Origin of the sequence: Neobacillus piezotolerans (genome assembly GCF_003362805.1) — a bacterium.
In the GTDB taxonomy this organism is placed as follows: Bacteria; Bacillota; Bacilli; order Bacillales; family Cytobacillaceae; genus Bacillus_D; species Bacillus_D piezotolerans.
The window spans coordinates 1-26,104 of record NZ_QNQT01000019.1 but is presented as its reverse complement, the minus strand read 5'-3'; the positions used below and the strand labels follow the sequence as shown (position 1 = coordinate 26,104).

Annotated in this window: 22 protein-coding genes, 2 tRNA genes and 1 riboswitch; of the genes, 7 read left to right on the top strand and 17 right to left on the bottom strand. The window is 44.9% G+C overall.

Features of this window, described 5'->3' with window-relative positions; all coding sequences use genetic code 11:
* Positions 1–435: 435 nt before the first annotated feature.
* On the top strand, positions 436–642 hold the full coding sequence (locus DRW41_RS21850) for a hypothetical protein (RefSeq protein WP_115454125.1): 207 nt from the start codon (positions 436–438) through the stop codon (positions 640–642).
* Positions 643–760: 118 nt separating this feature from the next.
* On the opposite strand, the gene DRW41_RS21845 is transcribed toward DRW41_RS21850, so the two are convergent.
* Positions 761–1,735, bottom strand: a complete 975-nt coding sequence (locus tag DRW41_RS21845; protein WP_115454124.1) for a LacI family DNA-binding transcriptional regulator — start codon at positions 1,733–1,735, stop codon at positions 761–763.
* A 296-nt stretch (positions 1,736–2,031) separates the two neighbouring features.
* Between DRW41_RS21845 and DRW41_RS21840 the strand changes: the two genes are divergently transcribed.
* Entirely contained in the window at positions 2,032–3,336 is a 1,305-nt protein-coding gene (locus DRW41_RS21840) for a hypothetical protein (protein WP_115454123.1), read from the top strand.
* 275 nt (positions 3,337–3,611) lie between these two features.
* Here the strand turns inward: DRW41_RS21840 and DRW41_RS21835 are convergent, their stop codons facing one another.
* From DRW41_RS21835 to DRW41_RS21810, 6 genes are all read right to left on the bottom strand, one after another.
* Positions 3,612–4,571 (bottom strand): ABC transporter permease, encoded by a 960-nt coding sequence (locus DRW41_RS21835; protein WP_115454122.1) that lies wholly within the window; start codon positions 4,569–4,571, stop codon positions 3,612–3,614.
* Positions 4,571–5,530: an ABC transporter permease gene (locus tag DRW41_RS21830; protein WP_222928863.1), complete on the bottom strand. Its 960-nt coding sequence runs from the start codon at positions 5,528–5,530 to the stop codon at positions 4,571–4,573. The genes DRW41_RS21835 and DRW41_RS21830 overlap by 1 nt, the downstream gene beginning before the upstream one ends.
* Before the next feature lie 184 nt (positions 5,531–5,714).
* Complete coding sequence (locus tag DRW41_RS21825; protein WP_115454120.1) at positions 5,715–7,247, bottom strand: ABC transporter ATP-binding protein; 1,533 nt, start codon at positions 7,245–7,247, stop codon at positions 5,715–5,717.
* Positions 7,248–7,350: 103 nt separating this feature from the next.
* On the bottom strand, positions 7,351–8,502 hold the full coding sequence (locus tag DRW41_RS21820) for a BMP family lipoprotein (RefSeq protein WP_115454119.1): 1,152 nt from the start codon (positions 8,500–8,502) through the stop codon (positions 7,351–7,353).
* Positions 8,503–8,631: 129 nt separating this feature from the next.
* A riboswitch (purine riboswitch) is annotated at positions 8,632–8,733 on the bottom strand.
* 86 nt (positions 8,734–8,819) lie between these two features.
* Positions 8,820–10,088 carry a mechanosensitive ion channel family protein gene (locus DRW41_RS21815; RefSeq protein WP_115454118.1) on the bottom strand — a complete coding sequence of 423 codons (1,269 nt, stop codon included), beginning with the start codon at positions 10,086–10,088 and terminating at the stop codon, positions 8,820–8,822.
* Between the two features lie 177 nt (positions 10,089–10,265).
* Positions 10,266–10,679: a YhcN/YlaJ family sporulation lipoprotein gene (locus DRW41_RS21810; RefSeq protein WP_115454117.1), complete on the bottom strand. Its 414-nt coding sequence runs from the start codon at positions 10,677–10,679 to the stop codon at positions 10,266–10,268.
* Between the two features lie 435 nt (positions 10,680–11,114).
* On the opposite strand from DRW41_RS21810, the gene DRW41_RS21805 reads away from it, so the two are divergent.
* Together DRW41_RS21805 and DRW41_RS21800 are read left to right on the top strand one after the other, a co-directional pair.
* Positions 11,115–13,382, top strand: coding sequence for a beta-glucosidase (locus tag DRW41_RS21805; protein ID WP_181884667.1), 2,268 nt, complete (start codon positions 11,115–11,117; stop codon positions 13,380–13,382).
* A 190-nt stretch (positions 13,383–13,572) separates the two neighbouring features.
* Entirely contained in the window at positions 13,573–15,081 is a 1,509-nt protein-coding gene (locus DRW41_RS21800) for a right-handed parallel beta-helix repeat-containing protein (RefSeq protein WP_115454115.1), read from the top strand.
* Positions 15,082–15,407: 326 nt separating this feature from the next.
* Here the strand turns inward: DRW41_RS21800 and groL are convergent, their stop codons facing one another.
* Together groL and groES are read right to left on the bottom strand one after the other, a co-directional pair.
* Positions 15,408–17,036, bottom strand: coding sequence for a chaperonin GroEL (gene groL / locus DRW41_RS21795; protein ID WP_115454114.1), 1,629 nt, complete (start codon positions 17,034–17,036; stop codon positions 15,408–15,410).
* Between the two features lie 60 nt (positions 17,037–17,096).
* Entirely contained in the window at positions 17,097–17,384 is a 288-nt protein-coding gene (groES, locus tag DRW41_RS21790; protein ID WP_115454113.1) for a co-chaperone GroES, read from the bottom strand.
* 253 nt (positions 17,385–17,637) lie between these two features.
* Between groES and DRW41_RS21785 the strand changes: the two genes are divergently transcribed.
* Positions 17,638–18,372, top strand: coding sequence for a CPBP family intramembrane glutamic endopeptidase (locus DRW41_RS21785; protein WP_115454149.1), 735 nt, complete (start codon positions 17,638–17,640; stop codon positions 18,370–18,372).
* Complete coding sequence (locus DRW41_RS21780) at positions 18,369–18,569, top strand: YdiK family protein (protein ID WP_115454112.1); 201 nt, start codon at positions 18,369–18,371, stop codon at positions 18,567–18,569. The genes DRW41_RS21785 and DRW41_RS21780 overlap by 4 nt, the downstream gene beginning before the upstream one ends.
* A 13-nt stretch (positions 18,570–18,582) precedes the next feature.
* Here DRW41_RS21780 and DRW41_RS21775 read toward each other — a convergent pair whose 3' ends face one another.
* Positions 18,583–19,257, bottom strand: coding sequence for a redox-sensing transcriptional repressor Rex (locus DRW41_RS21775; RefSeq protein ID WP_115454111.1), 675 nt, complete (start codon positions 19,255–19,257; stop codon positions 18,583–18,585).
* Positions 19,258–19,323: 66 nt separating this feature from the next.
* The gene (gene moaC / locus DRW41_RS21770; RefSeq protein WP_115454110.1) at positions 19,324–19,818 is read right to left on the bottom strand and encodes a cyclic pyranopterin monophosphate synthase MoaC; all 495 of its coding nucleotides are present in this window, start codon (positions 19,816–19,818) and stop codon (positions 19,324–19,326) included.
* Positions 19,819–20,157: 339 nt separating this feature from the next.
* Here moaC and DRW41_RS21765 point away from each other — a divergent pair, with 339 nt between their 5' ends.
* Complete coding sequence (locus DRW41_RS21765) at positions 20,158–22,074, top strand: ABC-F family ATP-binding cassette domain-containing protein (protein WP_115454109.1); 1,917 nt, start codon at positions 20,158–20,160, stop codon at positions 22,072–22,074.
* 219 nt (positions 22,075–22,293) lie between these two features.
* Here the strand turns inward: DRW41_RS21765 and tsaD are convergent, their stop codons facing one another.
* From tsaD to DRW41_RS21735, 6 genes are all read right to left on the bottom strand, one after another.
* Entirely contained in the window at positions 22,294–23,316 is a 1,023-nt protein-coding gene (tsaD, locus tag DRW41_RS21760; RefSeq protein WP_115454108.1) for a tRNA (adenosine(37)-N6)-threonylcarbamoyltransferase complex transferase subunit TsaD, read from the bottom strand.
* The gene (rimI, locus tag DRW41_RS21755; protein WP_245959525.1) at positions 23,313–23,783 is read right to left on the bottom strand and encodes a ribosomal protein S18-alanine N-acetyltransferase; all 471 of its coding nucleotides are present in this window, start codon (positions 23,781–23,783) and stop codon (positions 23,313–23,315) included. The genes tsaD and rimI overlap by 4 nt, the downstream gene beginning before the upstream one ends.
* The gene (gene tsaB / locus DRW41_RS21750) at positions 23,776–24,477 is read right to left on the bottom strand and encodes a tRNA (adenosine(37)-N6)-threonylcarbamoyltransferase complex dimerization subunit type 1 TsaB (RefSeq protein WP_115454107.1); all 702 of its coding nucleotides are present in this window, start codon (positions 24,475–24,477) and stop codon (positions 23,776–23,778) included. The genes rimI and tsaB overlap by 8 nt, the downstream gene beginning before the upstream one ends.
* Complete coding sequence (gene tsaE / locus DRW41_RS21745) at positions 24,458–24,928, bottom strand: tRNA (adenosine(37)-N6)-threonylcarbamoyltransferase complex ATPase subunit type 1 TsaE (RefSeq protein WP_115454106.1); 471 nt, start codon at positions 24,926–24,928, stop codon at positions 24,458–24,460. The genes tsaB and tsaE overlap by 20 nt, the downstream gene beginning before the upstream one ends.
* Positions 24,929–25,877: 949 nt before the next feature.
* A tRNA-Asp gene (locus DRW41_RS21740) sits at positions 25,878–25,954 on the bottom strand.
* Positions 25,955–25,957: 3 nt separating this feature from the next.
* Positions 25,958–26,031: transfer RNA gene (locus DRW41_RS21735), tRNA-Arg, on the bottom strand.
* Positions 26,032–26,104: the final 73 nt, after the last annotated feature.

The window sequence follows — 26,104 nt, the reverse complement described above, 5'->3', positions numbered from 1 at the left end:
TAATGTGTTTTTTCGACTGGTTAAGTACAAGCTCAATTAGCAAAACCTATTACTTCAGCCCTATAAAATGTAAAAATTGTAAAAATAATTAGCACTTTGTAATTATTTTTCTAATAATTGTTAATCGGAAAATTCGCCGCGTTTTTGTTTAATTATTTTGTTCTTCGGGTAATAATTCATTTTTTCAAAGGACGATGCCTTCAAACTTTTTTATCTTAAATGGAATGCAATTTGGGCATTGATTTTCGAAATCCAAAATTTACAATCATGCCGATGGGGATTGTTGCTCCAGCGGAATAATGAGGAATTTGATTTTAAAAATGCAAAAGTTGAGTTAATACTAAAATTCAGGGTGTTTGTCCTAATGCGAATGCCTTGTCCAACCGGTCAATTTCCGCATACCCTATAGCAGATTGATGCAAAGGGGGAAAGAACATGTCCAGGTTTACTTGTAAAGATTTCCGCAGGGAACACCGTTTCTTCTGCAATGAGTTTGCTCCGATTTTGGCCGAAGCCGAACCAGAAAATGAGCGAGAATTCGGCAACCCTATCGAGAATCGGGAATTTTCCAAGTGTTGCTTTAAAACCAACGATGAAAACGACGTTCTAAGTGGCCGTCGACATCATCATCTCCGCAGCTAAGGCCGAAGAATGCAGGCAGCCGGTACACCCGCCAATCCCTCACTTTTAGCACATAGAAAAGCCGACTTCTTTTCTGAATTGGAAAAGAATGCCGGCTTCTTTTTATTTTTCACCCGTTTTAAGTTGATTGCCTTTCTATAAGCTGGACAGGCAATGTATAAAGAGTCTGATCATCTGCCTGCTGTTCAATTATTTTTATAAGAGTGGCAGACGCTATTTCCCCAAGTTCATAAATCGGCTGAGCGATCGTTGTCAGTTCAGGGGTCGTCGCCTCTGACAACATGATTCCGTCAAATCCCACAACCGCGATATCCCTAGGGACATGTTTCCCGAGTTTGTGGATTGCTTTTATTGCTCCAATCGCGCTAACATCATTCCCTGCAAAGATTGCATCGATATCTGGGTGCATATTTAGGAGCCGGATCGTCGATTCAATGGACATTGTCATATCGTAATTGCCCTCTGCAATGTAGCTTTCCTTGAACCAAGGCTCTTCGCCAACCACCTCAAGATACCCCGCACAGCGCTCGACGGCATTTGGAATATAGCTTGGGCCGCGTAAATGGGCAATCCGTTTCCTCCCTTTTTTCTTTAAAAATCTGACAGCCATGCTGGCGCCTTTCTTATTTTCAACCATAATGCCCGGGAGCTCTTTGCTGATTTTCCGGTCAATGCTGACCACCGGGATATTGTACTTTGTCACCTGGGCAGCGGTAAGCGTATTCGTCGCGACAATCAGTCCGTCAATATATTTCTGCATCATCATTTCAAGGTAAGCCTGTTCTTTCTCCTTGCTTTCATCCGTGTTGCACAAGATTACGGTGTAGCCATGCCGGGAAAGTGTATCCTCAACCGCCCTTGCAAGTTCCGGGAAGAAGGGGTTCACGATATCCGGGACCAGGAGCCCAATCGTTTTGGACGTCTTTTTAAAAAGGCTCCGCGCCACCGCATTCGGCCTGTAATCCAGATTGGCTATCGCCTTCTGAACCCTTTTCCGTGCTTCCTCACTCACATATCCTTTATCATTCAGGACCCGGGATACAGTCGCCACTGACACACCCGCGTGTTTCGCAACTTCTTTGATAGACGCCATCTTATCACTTCCATTAATGTGTAACCGATTACGCAGATTTTACAATTACATAGGTTAGAAGTCAATTTAAATAAACGGGATGGCACTAATAGCAAATTATAGCTATATGGACTGGGCTCCTTTTGCGAAGGAGTAATTCAGACTATTACGATTAACACTATCTTTCTATTAAAGGTACCAACGGAGCATTATAAAATAACCAATTTAAGATTTATAGAATAAAAGGGGAAAATATTGGCTATGTAATGAAATAACGTCCTAATGTGATTAGCGAAAAATATAGGAAGGAGTATATTATGAAAAAAGCATGGGGGTTACTTGTTATAATTATGTTATTAGCCGGTTGTACAAATGTGGGCATTGGCAAAGAAAGGCCCAATGCTGAAAAAAAACCATATGAGAATAGCGATTATATAAGTGAATTGTGGAAGGTTACAGTGAAGGACTATTTGAAGGATGATTTGTGGCTAGAGAGGGATATTTATGACTCAGGTCATTTTTTGATGGTACCACTCCATTATGCTTATCAAAATGAAGATCCTAAACTCATGAGAGACTTTGAAAAACATTTTGGCAACTTCACCAAGAGTGGAATAGAGACTCTTGATATTAATGAGGATGGTAATCGTTTAGCAACCTTACAATACTATTATTTGTTGAGCAGATACATAGTTTTAGCGGAATCCAGTAATAGTCCGGTGATTAATGAGTCGAATGTGGATTACTTGGCCAACTTCTTACTATCAGAAATTAAAAACATATGGGAAACCCCTGCATGGCAGTGGGGAAGGAAACCCTTTAAAAATGGAATGGAAGAGCGGTTATTGTGGAAAATTGAAAATACAGAAGTTAAACCTAGCTATTATCGGGCAATCATTGATGAGGAATTATTCACAATGGCTATTGCCGCAGATTTAAAACAATACTTTAAAAACGAACCAACCCTGGAGGAAATCTCCAGTGTCACTTATCGTGTTTTTAAAAATGAGAGTCATTTTGATGCTGAGGGAAGATGGCTATTCCAGGTGGGGGTTTGGACGGATCATCCTGATTATGTTTTTGCAGGCTATGAAGATAAAAATAAAGTAAGTGAGGAAAAGAAAAAAGTCATGGATATTGTTCAAGACTCCTCCCACTCACACCGCTTTCCATTATGGATAAATAGTTTTGCCCAATCGTTTGGGAATCAAACAAATGAGAAATTATTTTTCGAAAAAGTCCTAAGTGGTTTAGAAAAACAATTCTTTGATAAGGTATTGGTACCGCCAACTAATGAAACCCCTTATTATAGACTTACGAATTACATGAATGGCCATAACGGGATGTTCCGATGGAAATATAACACTACCGGTAATGATGGTTACGGGCCATATGAATTATCTGGAACGTTTACCATAGGGTGGTGGACATTTTTAGGTTCGGAAAGAATTAAAAGTGTTTATGCGGACTTAGCAGATCAGTTTCCACTATCACAAGAAGCGGTAAATTTGTATGTGGGTCCAAACACAACTAGAGAACGCAACCCCCATATTGCTGACCCAAGTTCTTATTACAATGGATATAAAAAGTTATTATCCTTATTAGCTTCAGGAATAGAATAGTCTTTGTGTAAAGAATCTCAAATCTTAGTGAAATACCCTTTTGGAAGTAAACCGAGTTAACCTGATGCAAGGATTTATCTTTAACCGCTTAAATAGTTATAAATCGGCACGGGGAAAATTCAAGGAAAGTAGAGGAAAATAGAGGACAACCAATCAAAAAGGCCTCCGCCAATCAAAAAGACTGGAGGGAGGCCTTCTGGATTTACCAGTATTGTTTTTAAAGCCGAATTTCCTTTTATGATGTTGCTTACATCCTGCCGCTCGTATGTTTTTTTCTATCTCTTTCCTTTATCATAAATTTCTCCAAGTGCCCTTGGGGCGCGATTTGATTTAGAGAAAAAGACCAATAACAATAATGTTAATACATACGGCAAAATCATGAATAAATCTGTGTAACTACTTGGCAACGCCATTGACTGGGCGATAAACGAGCCCCCGGATTTTGCAAACCCGAATAAAAGGCAGGCCGCCAAGGTAGGGAGAATCCTCCAATTCCCGAAAATCAATGCGGCAATCGCCAAGAATCCATATCCCATATAAATATTTGAAGAAAAGTTGGCGGAAATGGAGTAGGCAAAACACATGCCGCCAAGACCTGCCAACAGACCCGAGATCAGAACGGCGGAAAATCTGATTTTAGATACATCTACCCCTGCCGCGTCAACCGCATGGGGATTCTCCCCGGCTGCTCTAAGGCGCATGCCAAATTTCGTTTTATATAAAAGATACCAAGCAAAAAAGGCAATCACGATGATAATCACTTCAAATGGGTACACTTTTGTGAATACCGCGCCAATCACTGGGATATTGGCTAAACCTTCAATTGTAAACCGCTCCGAAACACCTAATCGAAACTTGTCCGAAGCCGACCCGAATACTAATGCATTTATTTGGGTCGTTAAGAACGTTGTCAGTGCCAACGCCAAAATGTTAATTACAACACCACTGATTACTTGGTCTGCCTTAAACTTAATACTTAGGACAGCATGTATAATTGAAAACATCATTCCGCCAATCATCGAAAATAGAAACGCCACGTAAACTAGGTCTTGTATATCCCTTCCAGTAGCATTTGCGATCAGTACGGCTGACAGAGCCCCGATGAACGCGCCAAATCCTTGAAAGCCTTCAAGCGCCAAATTGGTAATGCCGCTCTTTTCACTGTATATGCCGCCTATTGCGATTATAAAAAGAGGCAGAGCGAAGGATAATCCATCAATAATAATTGTATCCATTATGATTCATTCTCCTTTCGTTCAACTTCTTTTTCCTTCAAGCGGCTGACTTTATGTTTCATATAAGCACCACATGCACTGAACAATAGGATTAGCCCGATGATAACTGATGAAATTTCTTGCCTGATCCCCGCTTGTGAACTCATATACGTGCTTCCCTGGTCAATAATCGATACTAAAAAGGATGAAAATATAACGCCAATTGGATGAGAGTTTCCTAACAGTGACACTGCAATCGAGTCAAACCCGATACTTGATAAAACCTTTGGCTGTATGGAAGAAAAATAACCCAAATAATACGTGACTCCGGCAAGGCCAGCCAGACCGCCTGACATAACCATGGCGAGGACTGTATTTCTACCAACATTAATCCCTGCATATTTTGCCGCATTCCGGTTGGAACCTACCGCTTTAATTTCAAAACCAACCACTGTTTTGTCCATGACAAATTTAATTATAATAGCAGTTAAAATGGCTAAAATAAAGCCCAATGGAATATCCATTTTCAAGTTGGCTATCTCGACATTCACTAAAGTCAGCCTTGCCGCTTCGTCAATATACCTGGATTGCCTTGAAACTGGATCAATAAAATACATGTGAATAAAAAAGCTTATCACATATTGAGCAATATAATTCAGCATAATCGTAGATACGACTTCATTAATGTTGAATTTATATTTTAGCCAGCCTACTAATCCGCCCATCATACCTCCAGCAAGAATTCCGATTACAAGTACAAGCGGCTTTGCCAATATCGCATCCAAACCACTGTACCCGACGATAATCGTTGCTAAAAAACCAGAGGTGAGCATTTGGCCGGAAACCCCAATATTAAATAGTCCCGCCCTGAATGCAACAGCAACGGCAAGACTTGCGAACACGAGCGGCGTCATCGCGTTTAGCAAACTCAAAAAGTCAGTCACCATGCTTTTATAGCCGGCATAAGAAGGCTTTGGCATGATTCCTGCCCCTTGGAGCAGGTTGTAATATGCCTGCAGGGGGTTTTTGCCAATGAAAAGAATAACGAGGGCCGCTGCAAAAAAACTTATAAGGATGGAGACTAGTGGAATTGAGATAGGCTGCCATTTCTCATTGCTTATTGGCCAAAGAAGACTATGACGTAAGCTTTTTCTTTTACTATCTTTATTCATGTTTTGCCCCCATCATATATTCGCCAACTTCATTTGTCGTTAACGAATCACTGCTGGCGATTTTTTGAAATTGGCCATTATAGATAACTCCAATCGTATCCGCAACATTCATGATTTCATCCAACTCCAATGAAACGAGCAAGATTGCTTTTCCTTTATCCCGTTCTTGAATCATCATGTTATGGATATTTTCAATCGCGCCAATATCGACTCCTCGCGTTGGCTGAACGAAAATCATCAGCGGTGATTGTAATTCGATTTCGCGAGCAATTATTGCTTTTTGCTGATTGCCGCCGCTCATCGAACGAACTTGGGTCTTAATCCCTTGCCCACTTCGGATATCATATTTATCAATCAATTTGCTGCCAAATTGGTCAATTTCGTCTTTATCCAGGATACCCTTACTGCAAAACGGCTCCTGATAATATTGCTTTAATGCCAAATTCGTAGATAAATCAAAATCCAACACAAGCCCAAATCTTTGTCGATCCTCGGGTATATACGATATTCCAATTTCTGTTCTGTTTCTTATACGTTCATTCGTAATGTCCTTACCTTGGAGGGATACTTTCCCGCCGCTAACCTTTGTTAATCCAGCAATGGCATCAGCAATCTCAACTTGGCCATTATCCGCGACTCCCGCAATGGCAAAAATTTCACCGCCATGGATGGTAAAGGATACATCCTTTACTACCTCGAACCCATCTTCATTTTTAATGGTTAAATGTTCTACCTTCAATACTTCCTCTTTCACTACTGCTGGAGCTTTATCAGATTTAAAATTTACTTCCCGTCCGACCATGAGCCGGGCCATTTGTTGGGTAGATGTTTCCTTTACATCCAACACATCAACTAATTTGCCTTTGTTCAACACAGCACATCGATCGGCTACTTTTTTGATTTCCTCAAGCTTATGAGTGATTAAGACGATTGTTTTCCCACCTTTTCGCAGGCCCTCGATAATACCGAGCAGGAACTCAATTTCCTGTGGCGTCAAGACTGCGGTCGGTTCATCGAAAATTAGGATTTCCGCTTCACGATAAAGCACCTTTAAAATTTCCACCCGTTGCTGCATGGAAACAGTCAGATCGTCTATTTTTTTCGTAGGATCTACTTCCAGTCCGAAGTTTTTCGATAGTTCTTCAATTTTACGATTGGCATTTCGAATATCTACATATGGAAAAAGACCTGCCAATTTTTTGATTGGCTCGACTCCCAAAATGATATTCTCAGTTATCGTATAATCGGAAACGAGCTTAAAATGCTGATGGACCATTCCTATGTTAAGCTTTGCGGCATGATTGGGTGAGCTAATTTCAACCTTCTCACCCCGGATAAAGATTTCTCCTTCATCCGGTTCATACATGCCGCTCAGCATGCTCATTAAAGTTGATTTACCTGCACCATTCTCCCCTAGCAAGGCAAAGATTTCCCCTTTTTTTATGCCAATGGATACATCATCATTTGCCACTATTCCAGGAAATCGTTTGGTTATATGTTTCATTTCTACAATATAATCAGACATATGCGTCTCCTTCGTCTGGAAAAGTAAGTTAAAAGAAGTTCATCATTCCCTAGGGTTAAGGGAATGATAAACTTCTAGTAGTCTTCATAATTACTATTTAATGTTATAAACCAGGAAACTTTTCTGGCGTATGGCCATTGAAATTGGATGCAGGTACGATTGCACCATCTTGTACTAACTTGTAAGCTTCATTCAATTTATTAAGAGTATCCTCAGATAATTGATGGCGGCCTTCTTCTTTTATAAAACCAGTTGAATCTGTATCAGCGTAAAGAACAACGTTTCCGCCTTTAAAGCTGCCATCCACAACAGAATTCAATGTCTTTTCGATATTCATGCTCATGAATTTTACCGCAGATGTTAATACGATATTTTCAGAACCATTTTTACCGTCATCGAATTGGTCCACATCGACACCAATTACTTTCACGTCGTTTTTGGCTTCCTTGACTGCTGTGAATACACCGTTGCCAGTACCGCCTGCCGCGACAAAGATGATATCCGTACCTTGTTTGATTAACGCATTTCCGATCACTTTACCAGTTGCTTCATCCGCAAAGGATCCCGCATAATTGCCGCCAACATCAGCACCTGTTACATCAGTTCCCGCATAACCGGATAATTCAACAAGTTCAACTTTTTTCCCAAAAACCTTATTAGCATAATTCACGCCTGATTCAAAGCCAAATTGATAATTGACATTCGAAGGATAGGCGATGCCGTTTACAACCGCTACTTTATTTGTTTTTGTTTCAAGAGCCGCAGCCATTCCTGCAAAAAAGCCACTTTCTTGTTCAGCGAAATTCATCGCATAAATATTATCGAATTCTTTTTGGTCACCAACAGGTGCGGGCTCAGAGTCATTTAAAATAAACATTTTATCAGGATTTTCCACAGCAATGCTTGAAACTCCAGCAAATTGGAACCCAGGTGTTACGATTACATCATAATCCGCCACAATATCAGCAACCGCTTGTACAGCTGCGGCAGGGTCGCCAGTTTCTTCTTTCACAGCCTTTACTGTCGCATCTGGATGCTTTTCGATAAAGCTTAGGATACCGTTATAGTTATCTTCATTAAAGCTGCCATCATCAACGCCTGAAGGACTTGTTACAATGGCAATTTTCAAACCGTCTTTATCTGATCCAGCGTTAGCTTCCTTTTCCTTATCCGCGCTATTGCCGCACGCTGCCATAACAACAGTCATTAAAGCTATGAATAATACCAATGCTAGTTTCTTTGAAACTTTTGTCATTAAAATGACCCTCCCTGTTTTTCTAGGTGAATTGTTATTTGTGTAAAAATTAAAAAAAGCACCGAGTAAAATACCGGTGCTTGACATCAGGAAGGTAGATAAAGGAAATAAAAATAGACGTTTATCCCCATTATATATACACAACCTCGTAGTCAAGCTATTTACGGCAGCTTGGTAGAAACTTTCGGGCCATATCCCCAATATTATACGAGAATAATATTTAATTTTTACTCACTCATAGTATCATCGGAAATTTCAACTGTCAATATACTATTGTGTTTTTTTTACAGTCAGAATTGGTTCGGATTTAATATATCTCAATAGTTTCTCTTTTCAATTAATTCTGTCTTGTTCGATTGCCCTGCCATGTTTCTCAAATCAGCCCCAGATGGATTCTGGAATACTCTAATTCCAAACTCTGGCGCAACGGCAAAGAGATGGTCAAAAATATCAGATTGCACAGTTTCATACACTGCCCACTGTACGGAATTGGTAAATGCATAAATTTCTAAAGGCAACCCGTGTTCACTATGTGCCAGCTGTCTAACCATTAAAGTCATATTCTGATTGATTCCATTGTGATTCTTAAGGTAATTACTGATATACGCCCGAAAAACACCGATATTCGTTAGGGCCCTTCCATTCACAGGATTGTTTCGGTCGATTTCATTTTTTTCATTGTACTCAGTAATTTCCCTTTCCTTTTGAATTATGTAGTCTGAAAGGTAATGAACTTTTATAAATCTCTTAATCATTTCCTCGGTGCAAAACGTGATACTGCTCGTATCGATATACAAGGAGCGCTTGATTCGCCGGCCGCCTGAGCTTTGCATCCCTCTCCAGTTTATAAAAGAGTCGGAAATAAGAGCATAACTTGGTAACATCGTAATCGTTTTGTCGAAATTCTGGACCTTTACGGTATTTAGGGAGATATCAATAACATCACCATCCGCACCATACTTTGGCATTTCAATCCAGTCACCAACCCGAACCATATCATTGGCCGTCAATTGAATTCCTGCCACCAGCCCTAATAACGAATCTTTAAATACTAACATCAACACTGCCGAAAGAGCACCAATCCCACTTAATAGAATAAGAGGGCTTTCCCCTATCAGGTTCGAGATCACTAGGATGAACCCTACAGTCATGATAATAATGTTAACAACCTGAAGATAGCCCTTAATCGGCTTAACCTTGGATATTTCAAATGTTTGATAAATATCATTCAGTGCATTAATTAAGCTTTGAATAAACACTAACCCTACAATAATGATATAGGTAATGGCCAGTTTTTCGATCGTCGATTCAAAGGTTGGAAAGGTTGGAGCAAACGAATAAATGATGATCGCCGGAACAATATGGGATAACTTTCGGAAAACTTTTCTATCCAAAATGATTTTACCCCACCTGACTTTGGAGTTTGTAACAATCCGAGCAATGACCTTCATCACTATTTTCTTTGAAAAAAAATTGGCTGCAATACAGATTATCCCTATTAGCAAAATCTTGATAATAATCGCAAGAGGTTTTACTAATTTTGGATCTAGTTCCATATTCAAAAGTAGATTATTAACGAATTGCATATGACTTCCTCCGTTTAAGAAATGAAAAAAAGAAGCTTCCCATAAGTTCGCTCAACTAATGAGAAGCCTCTATTATAATCCTCTTTGTTAACAAAATGTTAGCAAAACACTCTTACATTACTCAAAAAGCCATTCATATCAAGGGTTAACCATGCCGCCTGTTTTGTTGAAAACCCTTCAATTGGATGTCCATTGGCTGTCATTTGAAAAATCATTCATTCGATCATTGGGGTTAACTGAGGCATCTGGGTTAACTGAGATATATACATTTTCAATATCAGGGTCAATCGCTTTTGCTTGATCCGCTATTCTTTGTGCAACGTCCTTGGAAAGATCATTATTGTTATTTTTGAGTTGTACAGCTACATAAGCATTATTATTTTTTATAGTAACATTCGACTTATCAACTTCATTCATTGAAACAATTTTATTCTCAATTTGGTCTTCAACCTTCGTCCCTTTTGTATCATTGTTAACATTATTTATATTAGCCTTATGTCTATTGTTATCATTTGAGCCATCATTATTAACACCGCAGGCTGAAAGGACCAAAGCTGATAATGCAACCGAAACTAAAGCTATTCGTTTCATAATAACCCTCCTTTGTTTTCCACTTTTTTTATTTTGCCATCATTTTTTTGTCAATATGCATGTGATTTCCTATACAAAGAGAAGAAAATAGTAAAAAAAGACAGTGGGAATTCTGTGAATGAGTTCCTGCTTTTTTATTTGGAAAGACAATATAATTCAACAATTCAGCTTCAGAAATTTTGCGATTTGGAATAAGCGATCCATCATTTTTTAATTTTAGAAATGGAGATGTTTAACGAATTATTTCAAAACTAAAAGACATTATAGATAGCAAGGGAAAAATTTCAAAACTAACGCACTACATAGAATAGTAAGGGAGATAGTAAGATGATAAAACGAACGGTTACAATTTTTTTGACAGCAATAATCTTCATGGCTACGGTCGTAATGCCTACTTTTGCGGAGAAAGGTGGAACACAAGGGAACAGGCCCTGGATGAATACCAAGCTCTCCGCCGAGAAGCGTACCGAGCTGCTTCTTGATGCGATGACGATCGAACAGAAGATGCAGCAAATCGTCATCTCGCGCTTCAATGAGAACAACACCGGTGAGACCGTCGTCATCAACAGGAGAGGTTCCAGCAAGTATATGAACGGAGTATTCGAGCCCCAGGGCACTTTGCCCGGATGTGAGTGGCAGGACACCGGCCGGCAAATCCGTGGCATCGATGAACTAGGTATCCCCACAATCCGCATGACCAACGGTGGTACGGGGGTGAAGGGCGGATCGTGTCACAATGATCCATTGGCGACGGGCCTGCCGTCCACCCTGGCCATGGCCGCGACTTTCAACCGTAAGCTAAACAATGAGGCCGGTCGGATCCTTGGCCAGGAGACCCGGGCCTTTGCACATCACGTGATGCTCGGACCGGGCATGAATCTCGTGCGTCACCCGTACAATGGCCGGAACTATGAGTACTTTAGTGAGGACCCATACCTTACAGGTACACTAGCAACCCAGCAGGTCAAGGGAATCCAGGGCCAGGGGGTCCAGGTCCAGCTTAAGCATCTAGCAGGCAACGAGCAGGAAACTGAGAGATGGACGATGGGTGTACAGGTTCCCTCACGTGCTATGAACGAGCTGTATATGCTGCCCTTCGAGATGGCCGCAAAGGATGCTAATCCAGCCTCTGTGATGTGCTCGTTCCCGGATGTCAATGGAACCTTTGCCTGTGACAGCTCTGAACTGCTTCAGGATGCTTTGCGCAAAAAGTGGGGCTTCAAAGGTTATGTCATGAGTGACCGTCGCGCAATTCATAACACGGTCTCTGCTATTAAGGCGGGTACGAACGTCGAGCTCGACTGGGCACCGCAATACTACACCCAGGCGAAAATCAAGAAGGCCCTTGATTCGGGTCAGATCACGGAGAACGACATTGACAATCTGCTTCGTCCACGGTACATCAAAATGATCGAATTCGGCCATATGGATAAGCCTTTCAGCAAGTTCCTACCGGAAATCGTCGATGCGAAGGTAAATGGTGCGAGCGCTCGGAAGATGGCCGAGGAAGGGGCCGTGCTGTTGAAGAACGAAAACGGCTTCCTGCCACTTGATGGCAAGCCGAAGTCGATTGCGCTGATCGGCGTCGATTGGTTCGCCGGTATAGCCAAGATGTCCCCGCGCTCCATTAGAGTAAACAACGAGAACGTCGTGACCCCTTACACGGTCACCCCAAAGCAGGGCTTGGAAAACGTTATTAAGGAGCTGGGCTACAACACCAAGGTGACGTACAACGATGGCCGTGACCCGCAGGCCGCAGCCAAACTGGCCTCACAGTCCGACATCGTGCTGCTTATGGTCGGCGACACCCCGGGTGAGACCATCGACCGCCAGACACTCGGCTTCCCGGCTATCAATCAGGTGAAGCAGGAGCCGCTGATCGATGCGGTCCTGAAGGCAAACGCGAAGAACACTGCCGTGATCCTGAAGACCTCCGGTACAGTGCTCATGCCTTGGTTGAATCAGGTTCCAGCCGTACTCGAGGCGTGGTACCCGGGCATGGAAGACGGCAATGCTGTCGCCAATCTACTCTACGGGAAGGTCAATCCTTCCGGAAAGTTGCCTATGACGTTTGGTGCTAAAGCTCGGGAGGCCGCTTTCGCAACCGAGAAACAGTACCCGGGAACTCGTCAAGACACCGGCAAGCCTGGTGGCCCAGGCCCGTACGGGAACGGTTCCCAACAGCTGATTGCCCAGTACACCGAAGGCCTGAAGATGGGTTACCGCTGGTACGAGGCCAACAATGTAAAGCCGGTCTTCCCTTTCGGATACGGTCTATCGTACACGACCTTCAAATATGACGGCCTTAAGGTGAAGAGAGTTCGCGGCAACAAAGGCTCGTTGTCCGGTATTGACGTGTCCTTTACCGTTACGAACACTGGTAAGGTTGCAGGTAAAGAAGCGGCACAGGTCTACTTAACCCTGCCGAACGAGGCGGGGGAGCCAAGCAAGCGGCTTGTAAACTTTGAGAAGGTCGACCTTAAGCCAGGTGAGAGAAAGACGGTGACATTAAGGATTAACGAGGCAGACTCCAACCACCCGTTCTCTTATTTTATTCCGAAAGAACCGGACAACCTGGCGAACTGGGCTGACGGCGTGTGGGCAACCGCTGACGGAAAGTACCGCGTACATGTCGGTGGTTCCTCAGCAGACACTCCGTTGGCAAAGGACATTCCGTTGAACTTCAAACTCGGCAAGAAATAATGGAAAAGGCAACAACAAGAGAAAGGGAAACTCTAAGTAATAGGCCTCTGGTCATGGGATGATGCCGTCGACCAGCAGAGGTCGTCGAAACATCCCAAAGGCGGTGAGCGAGTATGCTCACCGCTTTTCTCCTTTTCTCCATAGGCGACGTGAGGAATGAAAAAATTTCCAGTATAAGGACGTGAGAAGTTTGATAAAGAAATCAATTCGGAACAGCCGGCGGGGTTTGGCGGATTCGAGGTGGGCGGTTCTTGGCCTGGTGGTCCTCTTGACCGCATGCACCGTGGAGGAACCTGACAAGCGAGTCGAGAGCGATGAAGCAGTGGAACAAGCCCCGTCCGATTTCGGCGACTGGCAGGCCCCTGGCTTGGTGGACCGCTCCGGCAAGCCAATCGAGGTGCCGACGCCGCGTCCGGCCAAGGGCAGGACTCTGGACGTCACGCACTTTGGGGCAGATCCGGATCCGGATTCAAAAGACGACGCGGCAGCCATCAGGAAGGCGCTTGAAGCGGCAAAGCCGGGTGACGAGGTTTTACTGCCGGCCGGTACGTATGACCTGCGCACCACTGACCCGGCCGACAAGTCGGCGAACATCGTGTTGCGCAGCGGCGTGGAGCTGCGGGGCGAGGGTCAGGCGAGCACTGTGCTGCTGACCTCCTTCGATGGTGAGGATGATAGCCGGGTGATTCGCGGCTCCGGTGTCCACGACGTCATCATCGCTGATTTCACCATTACCTCCCGTTATAAGGGACCACTCGGCGAAGACCCCGATAACGGCGACGTGGGTGGAGGTCCTATGTACGGGATCTACCTCGGAGCTCACAAAGGGAAGGCCAGCTCCCGGATCCTCGTGGAGAACGTAGGCATTCGCAGGTTCAAACGCCACGGGATCTCCGTTAAAGCCAGCCGTGAAGTGACCCTGACTAAAAACTCGGTAAGTGAGGCAACTGCCGTTGGCCCCGGAGGACAGGGCTATGGAATTGCTATCGAGGGCTCAGCGGATCAGCGCGACCCAAATGCCGCCAACGATTCTCGACACAACGTCGTAATCGGCAATACCTTCGATGGAAAGCATTTGCGGCATGCCATTCTGCTTCAGTTCCCCACGCACAACAATCTGGTGGCGAAGAACACCATCACCGGCAGCATCCTCGATGCAATCGACCTACACGGCGAGGGTGAATACCTAAACGAAATACGGGACAACAAGGTAATCGGCGGGAAAAAGGCGGGCATCGCGCTCGGCAATTCCGGCGGGGCAAAGAACAAGCATGATGCCTCAGGTCCTGGAAACTGGGTGCACTCCAACGACTTGATTGGAAACCGCCAGGGAGTCCTTGTCATCCTGGGAACTCCTGACACCCTCATTGAGGACAACAGGATCACCGCTGGAGATGATTCGCGGGTCGGCATTGAGCTCCGTAATGCGCCAGGCACAAAATTGCACGGTAACCACATCACTGGAGGGACTGATAAGTTCTCGGCAATCCGCCTTGTCAAGGACAAGGGTGCTGACGGACGGGGCAAAGGAATCCCGGCAGAAATCAAGATCAAGGACAACGTCATTCGACAGGCCGCCAATGGCATCAGGATCGATGCCGGGAAAAACCTCTGTATAATGAAAAACATTTTCGACGGCATTGAAGGAGATGAGTTGAAGGTGGCTGATGGGATAAAGGTGAGCAAGAATTGTCCCTAATCGACAAAATGATTAACTGTTGTGGAATCTCCCCGTGGCATGAAAGGGGTCATGAAAAAAATAAGATGATCATTAGCAGCAACTAACACAATTAGATTTGAAGTGTAAAAACTCTAATCTCCCGATAGATTAGAGTTTGTTCATTTTTTATTATTTATGCTCACATGACTGCCAATACGGAAGAAAAGGCCTCCCAACAGTTTAGCAAACTGATGAAAGACCTTTCTCCTATCGTTAGCTTTTTAGTCATGGGTTGCCCTGTTCTTTATAAAACGAGGACGATTCCAAGGACTAGACAAGCATATAACAAGGTTTTAACACACTAATTACATCATGCCGCCCATTCCGCCCATGCCCATGTCAGGCATGCCGCCGCCTTTGTTTTCCTCAGGCTTGTCAGCGACAACTGCTTCGGTTGTCAGGAACATAGCCGCAACGGATGCAGCGTTTTGGAGCGCGGAACGTGTAACCTTTGTTGGATCGACGATACCGGCTTCAATCATGTTCACCCACTCGCCAGTAGCAGCGTTGAAGCCAGTGCCGATTTGTTCGCGCTTCAGGCGGTCAACGATGACAGAGCCTTCAAGGCCAGCGTTTTGCGCGATTGTGCGGACAGGCTCTTCCATAGCGCGCAGCACGATGTTCACGCCTGTTTGCTCATCGCCTTCACCCTGAATTTCAGCAACTTTGTTGTATACGTTCAAGAGGGCGACGCCACCACCGGAAACGATACCTTCTTCAACAGCAGCACGTGTTGAGTTCAGGGCGTCTTCGATGCGAAGCTTGCGCTCTTTCAATTCAGTTTCAGTAGCAGCGCCGACCTTGATGACAGCTACGCCGCCAGCCAATTTCGCAAGGCGCTCCTGAAGCTTTTCACGGTCGAATTCGGAAGTTGTTTCTTCCAGCTGGACACGGATTTGGTTGACGCGCGCAGCGATTGCCGCGGAGTCTCCAGCGCCTTCGACGATTGTTGTGTTCTCTTTGGAAACAACAACTTTGGAAGCGCGGCCTAGAGATTGGATTGTCGCGGATTTAAGGTCGCGGCCAAGCTCTTCAGTGATTACTTCCGCACCTGTAAGGGCAGCGATGTCTTCAAGCATTGCTTTGCGGCGGTCGCCAAAGCCAGGAGCCTTAACTGCAACCGCGTTGAATGTTCCGCGAAGCTTGTTGACTACCAATGTAGCAAGCGCTTCACCTTCAACATCCTCGGCAATCAGCAATAGCGGCTTGCCTTGCTGGACAACCTGCTCAAGGACAGGAAGGATTTCCTGGATGCTGGAAATTTTCTTGTCAGTGATCAGGATATATGGATTATCAAGGACCGCTTCCATTTTCTCGGAATCAGTAACCATGTATGGAGAAGCATAACCGCGGTCGAATTGCATACCTTCTACTACATCAAGTTCTGTAGCGAAACCTTTTGATTCTTCAATCGTAATAACACCATCGTTGCCAACGCGCTCCATTGCTTCGGCGATCAATTGGCCAACTTCTGGGTTGTCAGCGGAAATCGCAGCAACCTGGGCGATGGATTCTTTTCCTTCGATTGGCTTGGAAATAGCTTTTAGTTCTTCAACGGCAACCTTTGTCGCTTTTTCAATCCCCTTGCGAAGGACCATAGGGTTCGCACCTGCAGTTACGTTCTTCAGGCCTTCACGAATCATTGCCTGTGCTAGGACAGTCGCTGTCGTTGTACCGTCACCGGCAACATCGTTTGTTTTGCTCGCGACTTCGGCAACAAGCTTCGCGCCCATGTTTTCGAATGCGTCTTCAAGCTCGATTTCTTTCGCGATTGTAACACCGTCATTTGTGATAAGCGGTGAACCAAATTTTTTCTCTAGTACAACGTTGCGCCCTTTAGGCCCAAGCGTAACTTTTACAGCATTTGCAAGAGCATCTACACCGCGAAGCATTGCGCGGCGCGCGTCTTCACTGAACTTAATGTCTTTTGCCATTGTTCAAAAACCTCCTCAAGTCGATTAAATTTGGGTATGCGCCCTAAGTATGTTCAGGCATTATTCGCCAATTACGGCATGGATATCGCTTTCGCGAAGGATGAGGTATTCTGTTCCCTGGTACTTTACTTCCGTACCGGCATATTTTGAGAAGATAATACGGTCGCCGACAGATACTTCCGGAGCTACACGCTCGCCGCTGTCGAGTACACGGCCGGAACCTACCGCAACAACTTTGCCCTCCTGCGGCTTTTCCTTTGCAGTGTCAGGCAAAACAATGCCGCTTGCAGTCTTTTCTTCAGACTCAACAAGCTCAATGATAATGCGATCGCCAAGTGGTCTTAACAAATTAAACAACCTCCTCAAATGGTTTATGTAGTCGCTTATTAGCACTCTATCTCAACGAGTGCTAACACAATTATTATAATAATGAAAACCCGTTTTTTTTGCAAGTATGAACCATGAATTTTTTTAAAAAAATCAACCTTATGAGTATTTCCGCTTTGGCAAATGCTATGCAGGAAGGTTTCTGAATTGAAATAAGTTTGTCTTTGTGAGTAGAATGAAAAGTGATGCAAAAAGTAAAAAGGAGCTTGCCATTTTGAAACGTGAATACGGTTGGATTCTTATTGTATATATCATCATGCAGCTTTCGAGCCTGGTAGGGGTGCCTCTTCTGGCAATCGTCCTTGCCCGCTCCGGGAACAGTCCCCAGGAAGTGCAGATGTACGCCTTGAATTACTGGCTCATGATCAGCTTTGTTTTGGCATTCCTGATTACGCTGTTCCTCCTGAGAAAGGAAATGGCGAGCTCGCTTCAAAACAGGAACGCGTCCAATTTGCCAGTTTCCATTGGCTGGGCTGTTGGCGGGATTTTCCTTGCTCTTTTCGCCCAATGGGCCGCTGCCATTGTGGAACAGCTGCTTGGGATTAAAATGGGTTCTGACAATACGCGATCCATCATGAGGATGATTGACAATTTCCCTGCGGTCATGATCATCAGTTCGGTCATCGGCCCTATCCTTGAGGAAATCGTATTCAGGAAAATCATTTTCGGCAGCCTTCACAAGCGCTTTAATTTCTTTATTTCGGCATTGATCAGTTCGGTCATCTTTGCCGCCGCTCACATGGAATTTGAACATATCCTGATCTACTCGGCAATTGGATTCACATTCGCTTACCTTTATGTCCGGACAAAGAGAATCATTGTTCCGATCATCGCCCACGTCACAATGAATACGCTTGTTGTTTTGATGCAGAGCGTTTATCGTGAGGAGATCGAGAAATTCCTGCGTGAAGCAGAACAGCTGCAAAACTTTATCGGAGGGTTTTTATGAGGCAATCACCATTGTTTTCCGGCATCTTGTACCTCCTGCTCGGAATCCTGTTTACGTATTTTGCGGTTGGGAGTGTTAGGGACGAAGGCTGGGGATTCTTTTCCTATCTTCTTGTCATCCTTGCAACCTTTGATTTAGGGGCTGGGTTACGGATGATCAATTTCCATTACAAACTCAAACGCACCCAAAAAAAGTGAGCCCCCTAAAGGCTCACTTTTCTGCTCCTTCCGCTTCTTCTTCGGAAAAATCGGTTCCCGGATAATTTTTCAGGAAGTAGATCAAAGACTGTAATTCAACTGCGAGGTCAATGTGATGGACACGAATGGAACGCGGGACATTCAGCCTTGCCGGCGTGAAGTTCAATATCCCTTTCACATTCGTTTTAACAAGCCGGTCGGTGATCGGCTGGGCGACAGATGCAGGTACGGTCAAAATGGCGACCGTAACATTGTCATTATTTAGGTATGCTTCAAGGTCATCCAGGCTGTGGATCGGGACATCCCCGATTTTCGTTCCAACTTTATCGGGATCGACATCAAAGGCCACTTCTATTTTTGTATTGTTGTTCTTCAGGAAATTGTAGTTCAAAAAGGCTGTCCCCAGATTTCCGACCCCGATTAGGGCGACTTTCGTAAGCTCATCCTGGTCAAGCGTCTTCCTGAAGAATCCGAGCAGGTAGTTCACGTTGTAGCCATAGCCTTTTTTCCCAAGGGCTCCGAAGTAGGAAAAATCCCTGCGGATTGTTGCCGAGTCCACCTTTACAGCATCGCTAAGTTCGGCGGATGAAACCCTTTGCTTCCCGGAGGAATGCAAATTTTTTAAAAATCGGTAATATAGCGGCAGTCTTTTGGCTGTTGCCTGCGGTATTTTTATTGTTTCATTCATCCATTGATCCCCTGCCCTGGTTTAATTTTGTCTCGCGGGCCCTCTGGCCACTCGCGACCAACCCTTTTATTGAACCTCTTTTTCCCTTTTAAAATCTCCGTTCTTGCCGCCTGTTTTTTCAACAAGATAGGTAGGGCCGATAACCATCCCTTTATCGACGGCTTTGCACATATCGTATATGGTTAACGCACAAACGGAGGCTGCAGTGAGCGCTTCCATTTCCACGCCTGTATTTCCTTTCGTCTTCACGGATGCAGAAATCATCAGCTTATGGCCTGCTTCTTCCTCTTCCCACCGGAAAGCGATGTCCACACCTGTCAGCGGGATTGGGTGGCACATCGGGATGATTTCCCACGTTTTCTTTGCTGCCATGACAGCGGCTACCTGGGCGACGGCCAGCACATCACCCTTTTTCATCTCATTGTTTGATATTTTTTCGAAAATATCGTGATTCACTGTTATGCTTGAGTGGGCAATCGCTGTCCTGGCGGTTTCTGGCTTATCGCTGACATCAACCATTTTCGCCCTGCCTTCATCATTGAAATGCGTGAATTCAGCCATCCTAAATACTCCTTTCACAAAAACGGAACCCCCTGGAGGGTAGATCCCGCTTTCCCGAATGGGATCTGGCCGTTTTACTAATCATTCATAAACTCAGTACTTTGATTTATAAAAATCATACACTATTTTCCGGCAATTGTGTATGACCTTTGTTCCATGTTTCACATATGTTGCTGCATTTTTAAGCTTTTCACAATAGTAACCCGGTAATTTTTCAAGAAAAATGCATGCTTCGGTCCTTTTTTCCCCTCCCTTGGAAGATTAAAACTCCGGGCACTTTACTTCATTGCCGAGCAAACCCATATACGTTAAACTGAAGATAGTAATGGGGTGAAAAGAATGATTTTGCTTCAAGTAAACCAACTTGAAAAATACTACGGCGCCGAATTAATTTTATCGAATATAAAGCTTGAACTTCAAAACAGGGACCGGGTCGCTCTCGTGGGCAGGAATGGAGCGGGTAAATCGACACTTCTTAAAATTATCGCCGGCCATATCGGCCATGATGGCGGGGATATCATTAAACCGAAGGATGTCACAATCGGATACCTAGCGCAAAATACAGGCCTTGAATCCGCTTTGTCAATTTGGGATGAAATGCTGAAGGTTTTCGAACCAGTCCGAAAGCTGGAGGATTCACTCAGGGAGCTTGAACAGCAAATGGCCGACCCGGCCGTAATAAGCGATTCCGGGAAATATGACAGAGTGCTAAAGGAATACGATACACTCCAGGTCCAATACAAGGAGATGGGTGGCTATCAGTACGAAGCGGACATCCGTTCCGTGCTTCATGGACTCAATTTCCATACCTTTGATTATTCAACGAGCATATCAAGCTTGAGCGGCGGCCAGAAAACGCGTTTGGCGCTAGGAAAGCTGCTGCTTGGGAAACCCGATATCCTTATTTTGGACGAGCCTACGAACCACCTGGATATTGAAACTCTTTCCTGGCTTGAGGGTTACTTGCAAAGTTACCATGGCGCGATTTTAATCGTTTCCCATGACCGATATTTCCTCGACAAGGTCGTCAACCAGGTATATGAACTTTCGCGCCGCCAAATTCAGCGTTTTGTCGGCAATTACAGTTCCTACCTTGTGCAGAAGGCTGAAAACTATGAACGTGACCTGAAGCAATACGAAAAACAGCAGGAAGAAGTCGCAAAACTACAGGATTTCATCCAGCGAAACCTTGCAAGGGCCTCAACGACGAAGCGAGCACAAAGCCGGAGGAAAAAACTTGAGAAAATGGATCTGATGGATCGCCCATCCGGAGATGAAAAATCAGCCACCTTCTCGTTTGATATCGAACGGCAAAGCGGAAATGATGTTTTGCAAGCTGATTCCCTGGCGATCGGATACGAAACCTCGGTTGCCGCCAACATCTCTTTTTCAATTACAAAAGGGGACAGCATCGCACTTGTTGGCCCAAACGGGATTGGGAAATCCACCTTGCTCAAGACGATTATTAAAAACCTTCCGGCTCATTCAGGCTCTATCCGCTATGGAACAAACGTAATGATAGGCTATTACGACCAGGAGCAGGCCAATCTCAGGTCTAGCAAACGAGTTTTGAATGAACTTTGGGATGACTACCCGTTGAAAAGCGAAAAAGAGATTCGGACAGTTCTTGGCAACTTCCTTTTCTCTGGAGATGATGTCCTCAAACCTGTTTCCACGTTGAGCGGCGGTGAAAAAGCGCGTCTTGCCCTCGCCAAGTTAATGCTCCAAAAGGCAAATTTCCTTATCCTTGACGAACCGACAAACCACCTTGACCTTGACAGCAAGGAAGTACTTGAAAACGCGCTTATCGATTATCCAGGCACAATCCTGTTCGTCTCCCATGACCGTTATTTTATCAACAGGATAGCCACAAAGGTTTTGGAACTCGGAACGGATGGCTGCGTGGAATACCTCGGCGATTATGACTATTTTCTTGAAAAGAAACAGGAAATCGCGGAGCTCGAAGCCATACAAAAAGCCGCATCTGCATCCTCCGTTGAAACAACCTCTTCCAAAAATACTTTTCAGCAGGACAAAGAATCAAAAAAGCTGGAGCGGCAAAGAAAGCGGAGGCTGGAAGAGATTGAATCGCGCATTGAAGAACTTGAAGCACTCATTGAAGAAAATGAAAGCCTTCTTTGTGATCCCGATGTTTACCAGGACCACGAAAGGGTATTGGTTATTAACAACCAAAATGATAGTGCCCGCCAGGAATTGGACCAGCTCTTGGAACAATGGGCGGAACTCGCTGAATAAAAGCGCAGGGCTTCCCTGCGCTTTTCCACATTTTTATTCACAATAAAACCGCTGGTATAGCAGTTATCAACGGACTTATCCACTTTATCCACAAAACCACCTTATTTTATCCACATCATCAACAAGAACACACGTGCTTATCCACAAAGAGGATTGATCCGGGATTTTTTTATCCACAATTCAAAAAGGGCCGCGATATTTCCTCGCGGCCCTCATTTCTTAATTGTATTTTTCAATATCCAACCCTGGGTTTGCATTTAAAGCCAGACTTCCACGAACACCTTTTTCAAACATTACACTTCCAGCGGCGGCAATCATGGCCGCGTTGTCCGTGCAAAGGGACAAAGGCGGAATGACAAGCTCGATATCTCCTCTTGTCCCAAACGCATCTTCAAGCGCTTTCCTCAGCCCCTTGTTCGCTGCCACTCCTCCCGCTAGGAGCACTTGCCCGACACGATACTCAGCCGCCGCGCGGACAGTTTTTTCAACCAATACTTCTATGACACTCTCCTGAAAGCTTGCCGCCAGGTCTTCCGGGGCAATAGTTTCACCGCGTTGTTCCGCATTATGGACAGTATTGATCACCGCCGATTTTAAGCCGCTAAAACTGAAATCATAGGAACCCTCTTCAAGCCATGCACGCGGCAGTGGTATAACTGCCGTGCCTTCATGCGCCAACCGGTCAATATGGGGGCCGCCCGGGTACGGCATATCCAGGACTCTCGCTACTTTATCGTAAGCCTCACCCGCCGCGTCATCCCGCGTTTCCCCGATGACTTCAAAATGGCCATGTTCCTTCATATAAACCAGTTCGGTATGTCCGCCGGATACAACCAAGGCCAAAAGCGGGAACTTCATCTCTGTCAGCAGTCTGTTCGCATAGATATGCCCGGCAATATGATGGACAGGTACAAGCGGCTTTTGGTGGGCAAACGCGATAGCCTTTGCCGCATTCACTCCGATGAGCAGCGCCCCTACAAGCCCTGGTCCTTCCGTAACGGCGATTGCATCAATGTCTTCCAAAGCGGCATCCGCCTGCTTTAAAGCTTCTTCAAGAACGATTGTTATTTCTTCCACATGGTGCCGGGATGCAATTTCAGGTACAACCCCCCCGAAACGCTTATGGCTTTCGATTTGGGAAGCCACGACATTTGCAGCGATTTCCCGGCCATTCCTTACAATTGCTACCGCTGTCTCATCACAGCTTGTCTCAATTCCCAAGATCAATTGGTCTTTACTCATAATTTCACCCACATAACAATTCCGTCTTCCTGGTTGTCGGTATAATACTTTTTTCTTATACCGCCTTCCTGGAATCCCATCTTTCTGTACAGTGACCGGGCTGGCGTGTTGGATACCCGAACTTCAAGGGTTGCAGTCTCCGCGCCCTTCTCCATGGCCACTTCCAGCACTTTTTTCAAGAGCGCTTCGCCAAGCTTCCTGCCCCGGTACTGAGGCAAGATAGCTATATTGGTGATATGCGCCTCATCCAGCACAATCCATACCCCGCCATAGCCAATGATTTTCCCGTCATCTTCGAGCACAATATAAACAGCGTATTGATTATGATTCAATTCATTGTAAAATGCTTCCCTGCTCCATGGCAGTGTAAACGATTCATGCTCAACAATCAGGATTTGGTCAATATCCTCTTCCCGCATAAACCTGAAAGTAAATACTCCATTGCTTTCAGCCGCGTGGTTATTCATGTGACCGACTCCTTGCTTCAAGCCATTTTGCTTCCGCTTCCGCCAGGCGTATATAATTCGGGACAAACGAATGGACATCAGCATCCGGTTTGTTTTTCCCAAGAAACGCGAGTTCTGCTGGACGCGGATTTCTTTCGGCTGTAGCGGAGATAACCGCCTTTTCGCCCATTTTTCCACTGATTGTTTCTAAATGCAAGGAAACATCGTTACCGACAAACAAGGTTTTCTCTTGTAAGTCGGCGAGCTTTTCCGCCCAGTCATCCATCATGGCAAGCCGGTCAGATTCGACAACCGCCAGCCGGCCATTTTCAAATTTATAAAGCCCCGTATACACTTGGCCTCTCCTGGCATCAAAAATGGGAGCGATGTACCCTTGAAAATACCTGCCAGCCATCGCAAGCACCTTAAGGCTGGATACACCTGATAGAGGAATACCCAATGTCCACGCCAATGTTTTGGCGACTGTCACGCCAATCCTGACCCCTGTATAGGAACCTGGGCCTTCAGCTACAACTATTTTATTCAAATCGGAAGGGCTTAACTCAGCCTCTTTCATAGCCGCTTCAATGGCTGGCATAATTCTGACCGAGTGGTTCCGTTTCACATTCGTAATGTATTCCGCGACCACTTTATCCCCATCGATAACAGCTACACCAAGCGGATAATTTGACGTATCAATTGCCAAGATTCTCATTTAAAAACTCCTCACATAATCGCTCGTACCTTATTCCCTTAGGCTGGAAAACGATCTTCCTGCCGCCGTCCGGTTCATGGTACAACTGAATCTCAAGCCGGGCCACGGGCAGCTGCTCGGCGATCAAATGCGCCCATTCAACTACCGTGACCCCGTCGCCTTCGAAATATTCGTCAAAACCCAAGTCCTCGCCCTCATCCCCGAGCCTGTAAACATCCATATGATACAATGGCAGCCTGCCATGGTATTCCTTAATAATAGTAAATGTCGGGCTGTTGACCATCCTCTTTATTCCAAGCCCTAAAGCCAGGCCCTTGGTAAATGTAGTTTTTCCCGCACCAAGATCGCCTTCCAGTGTCAAAACATCTCCTGGCTTTAGCATGGCCCCTAGCCTTTCGGCAAAATTAAGTGTATCTTCCGCCGACGAAGATTTATATTCAAGTGGTTTCATTTGATCACCTTTTAAAAGGATTGATTTTGATATACTGTGTTTTGAAAGTTCGAGCCAGTGGTTGCCTGTAAACCAGGGATCGGGTCCCGTTTATCGTGTCTGCTTTGGACTAGATTACGCTTGAAAGCGGAGCCCTGTCCCATACCTTAGAAAACCCTTAGGATGCCTCCTAAGGATTTGTCTACATTATGTAGTTTACATGATTTTTGAGGAATGGGCAAAAGTGCCTTGGGGTGTTTTTAGGAATCTGGAATGGGCTTTACAGTGAGGATGGTTTTTAAGCTTGGGGATACATCATAAAAGTACTAATAATCAGGAGAAAACTTTATTGTTTTTAATGAAAATACTGCGCTGAATAAATAGTGAAAGGCGCCTTGCAGCTGAGAGAGGAGTACTTATGTTAAGCAAAATGGGGTTGAGTGACATTCACGCAGGGTTTTTACCTTTAAATGTCACACAAATGAAGTTTGAGTGACATCCACGCCGGATTTTTACCCTCATATGTCACGCAAATGGGATTTGAGTGACATCCACACCGGGTTTTTACCCTTAAATGTCACGCAAATGAAGTATGAGTGACATTCACGCCGGGTTTTTACCCTCATATGTCACGCAAATGGGGTTTGAGTGACATTCACGCAGGGTTTTTACCTTTAAATGGCACACAAATGAAGTTTGAGTGACATCCACGCCGGATTTTTCCCCTCATATGTCACGCAAATGGGATTTGGGTGACATCCACGCCGGGTTTTTACCCTTAAATGTCACGCAAATGAAGTTTGAGTGACATTCACGCCGGGTTTTTACCTTTAAATGTCACACAAATGGGGTTTGAGTGACATTCTTTTCCATACACGAAAAATACCACAGTTTCTCTGACCGTGGCATCCCAAAAACAAAAAAAGACGAAACTTGGTTTCGTTTTTTCATTGTAAACTATGAAACTAAATGGCGGTCCGGACGGGACTCGAACCCGCGACCTCCTGCGTGACAGGCAGGCATTCTAACCAACTGAACTACCGGACCATATTGCGGGGGCAGGATTTGAACCTGCGACCTTCGGGTTAGGAGCCCGACGAGCTACCGAACTGCTCCACCCCGCGACGATAAAAAATTGTTTTGTTTTCCACTACCATAAAAGTATATGGTATAGCCCGGCAGCGTCCTACTCTCACA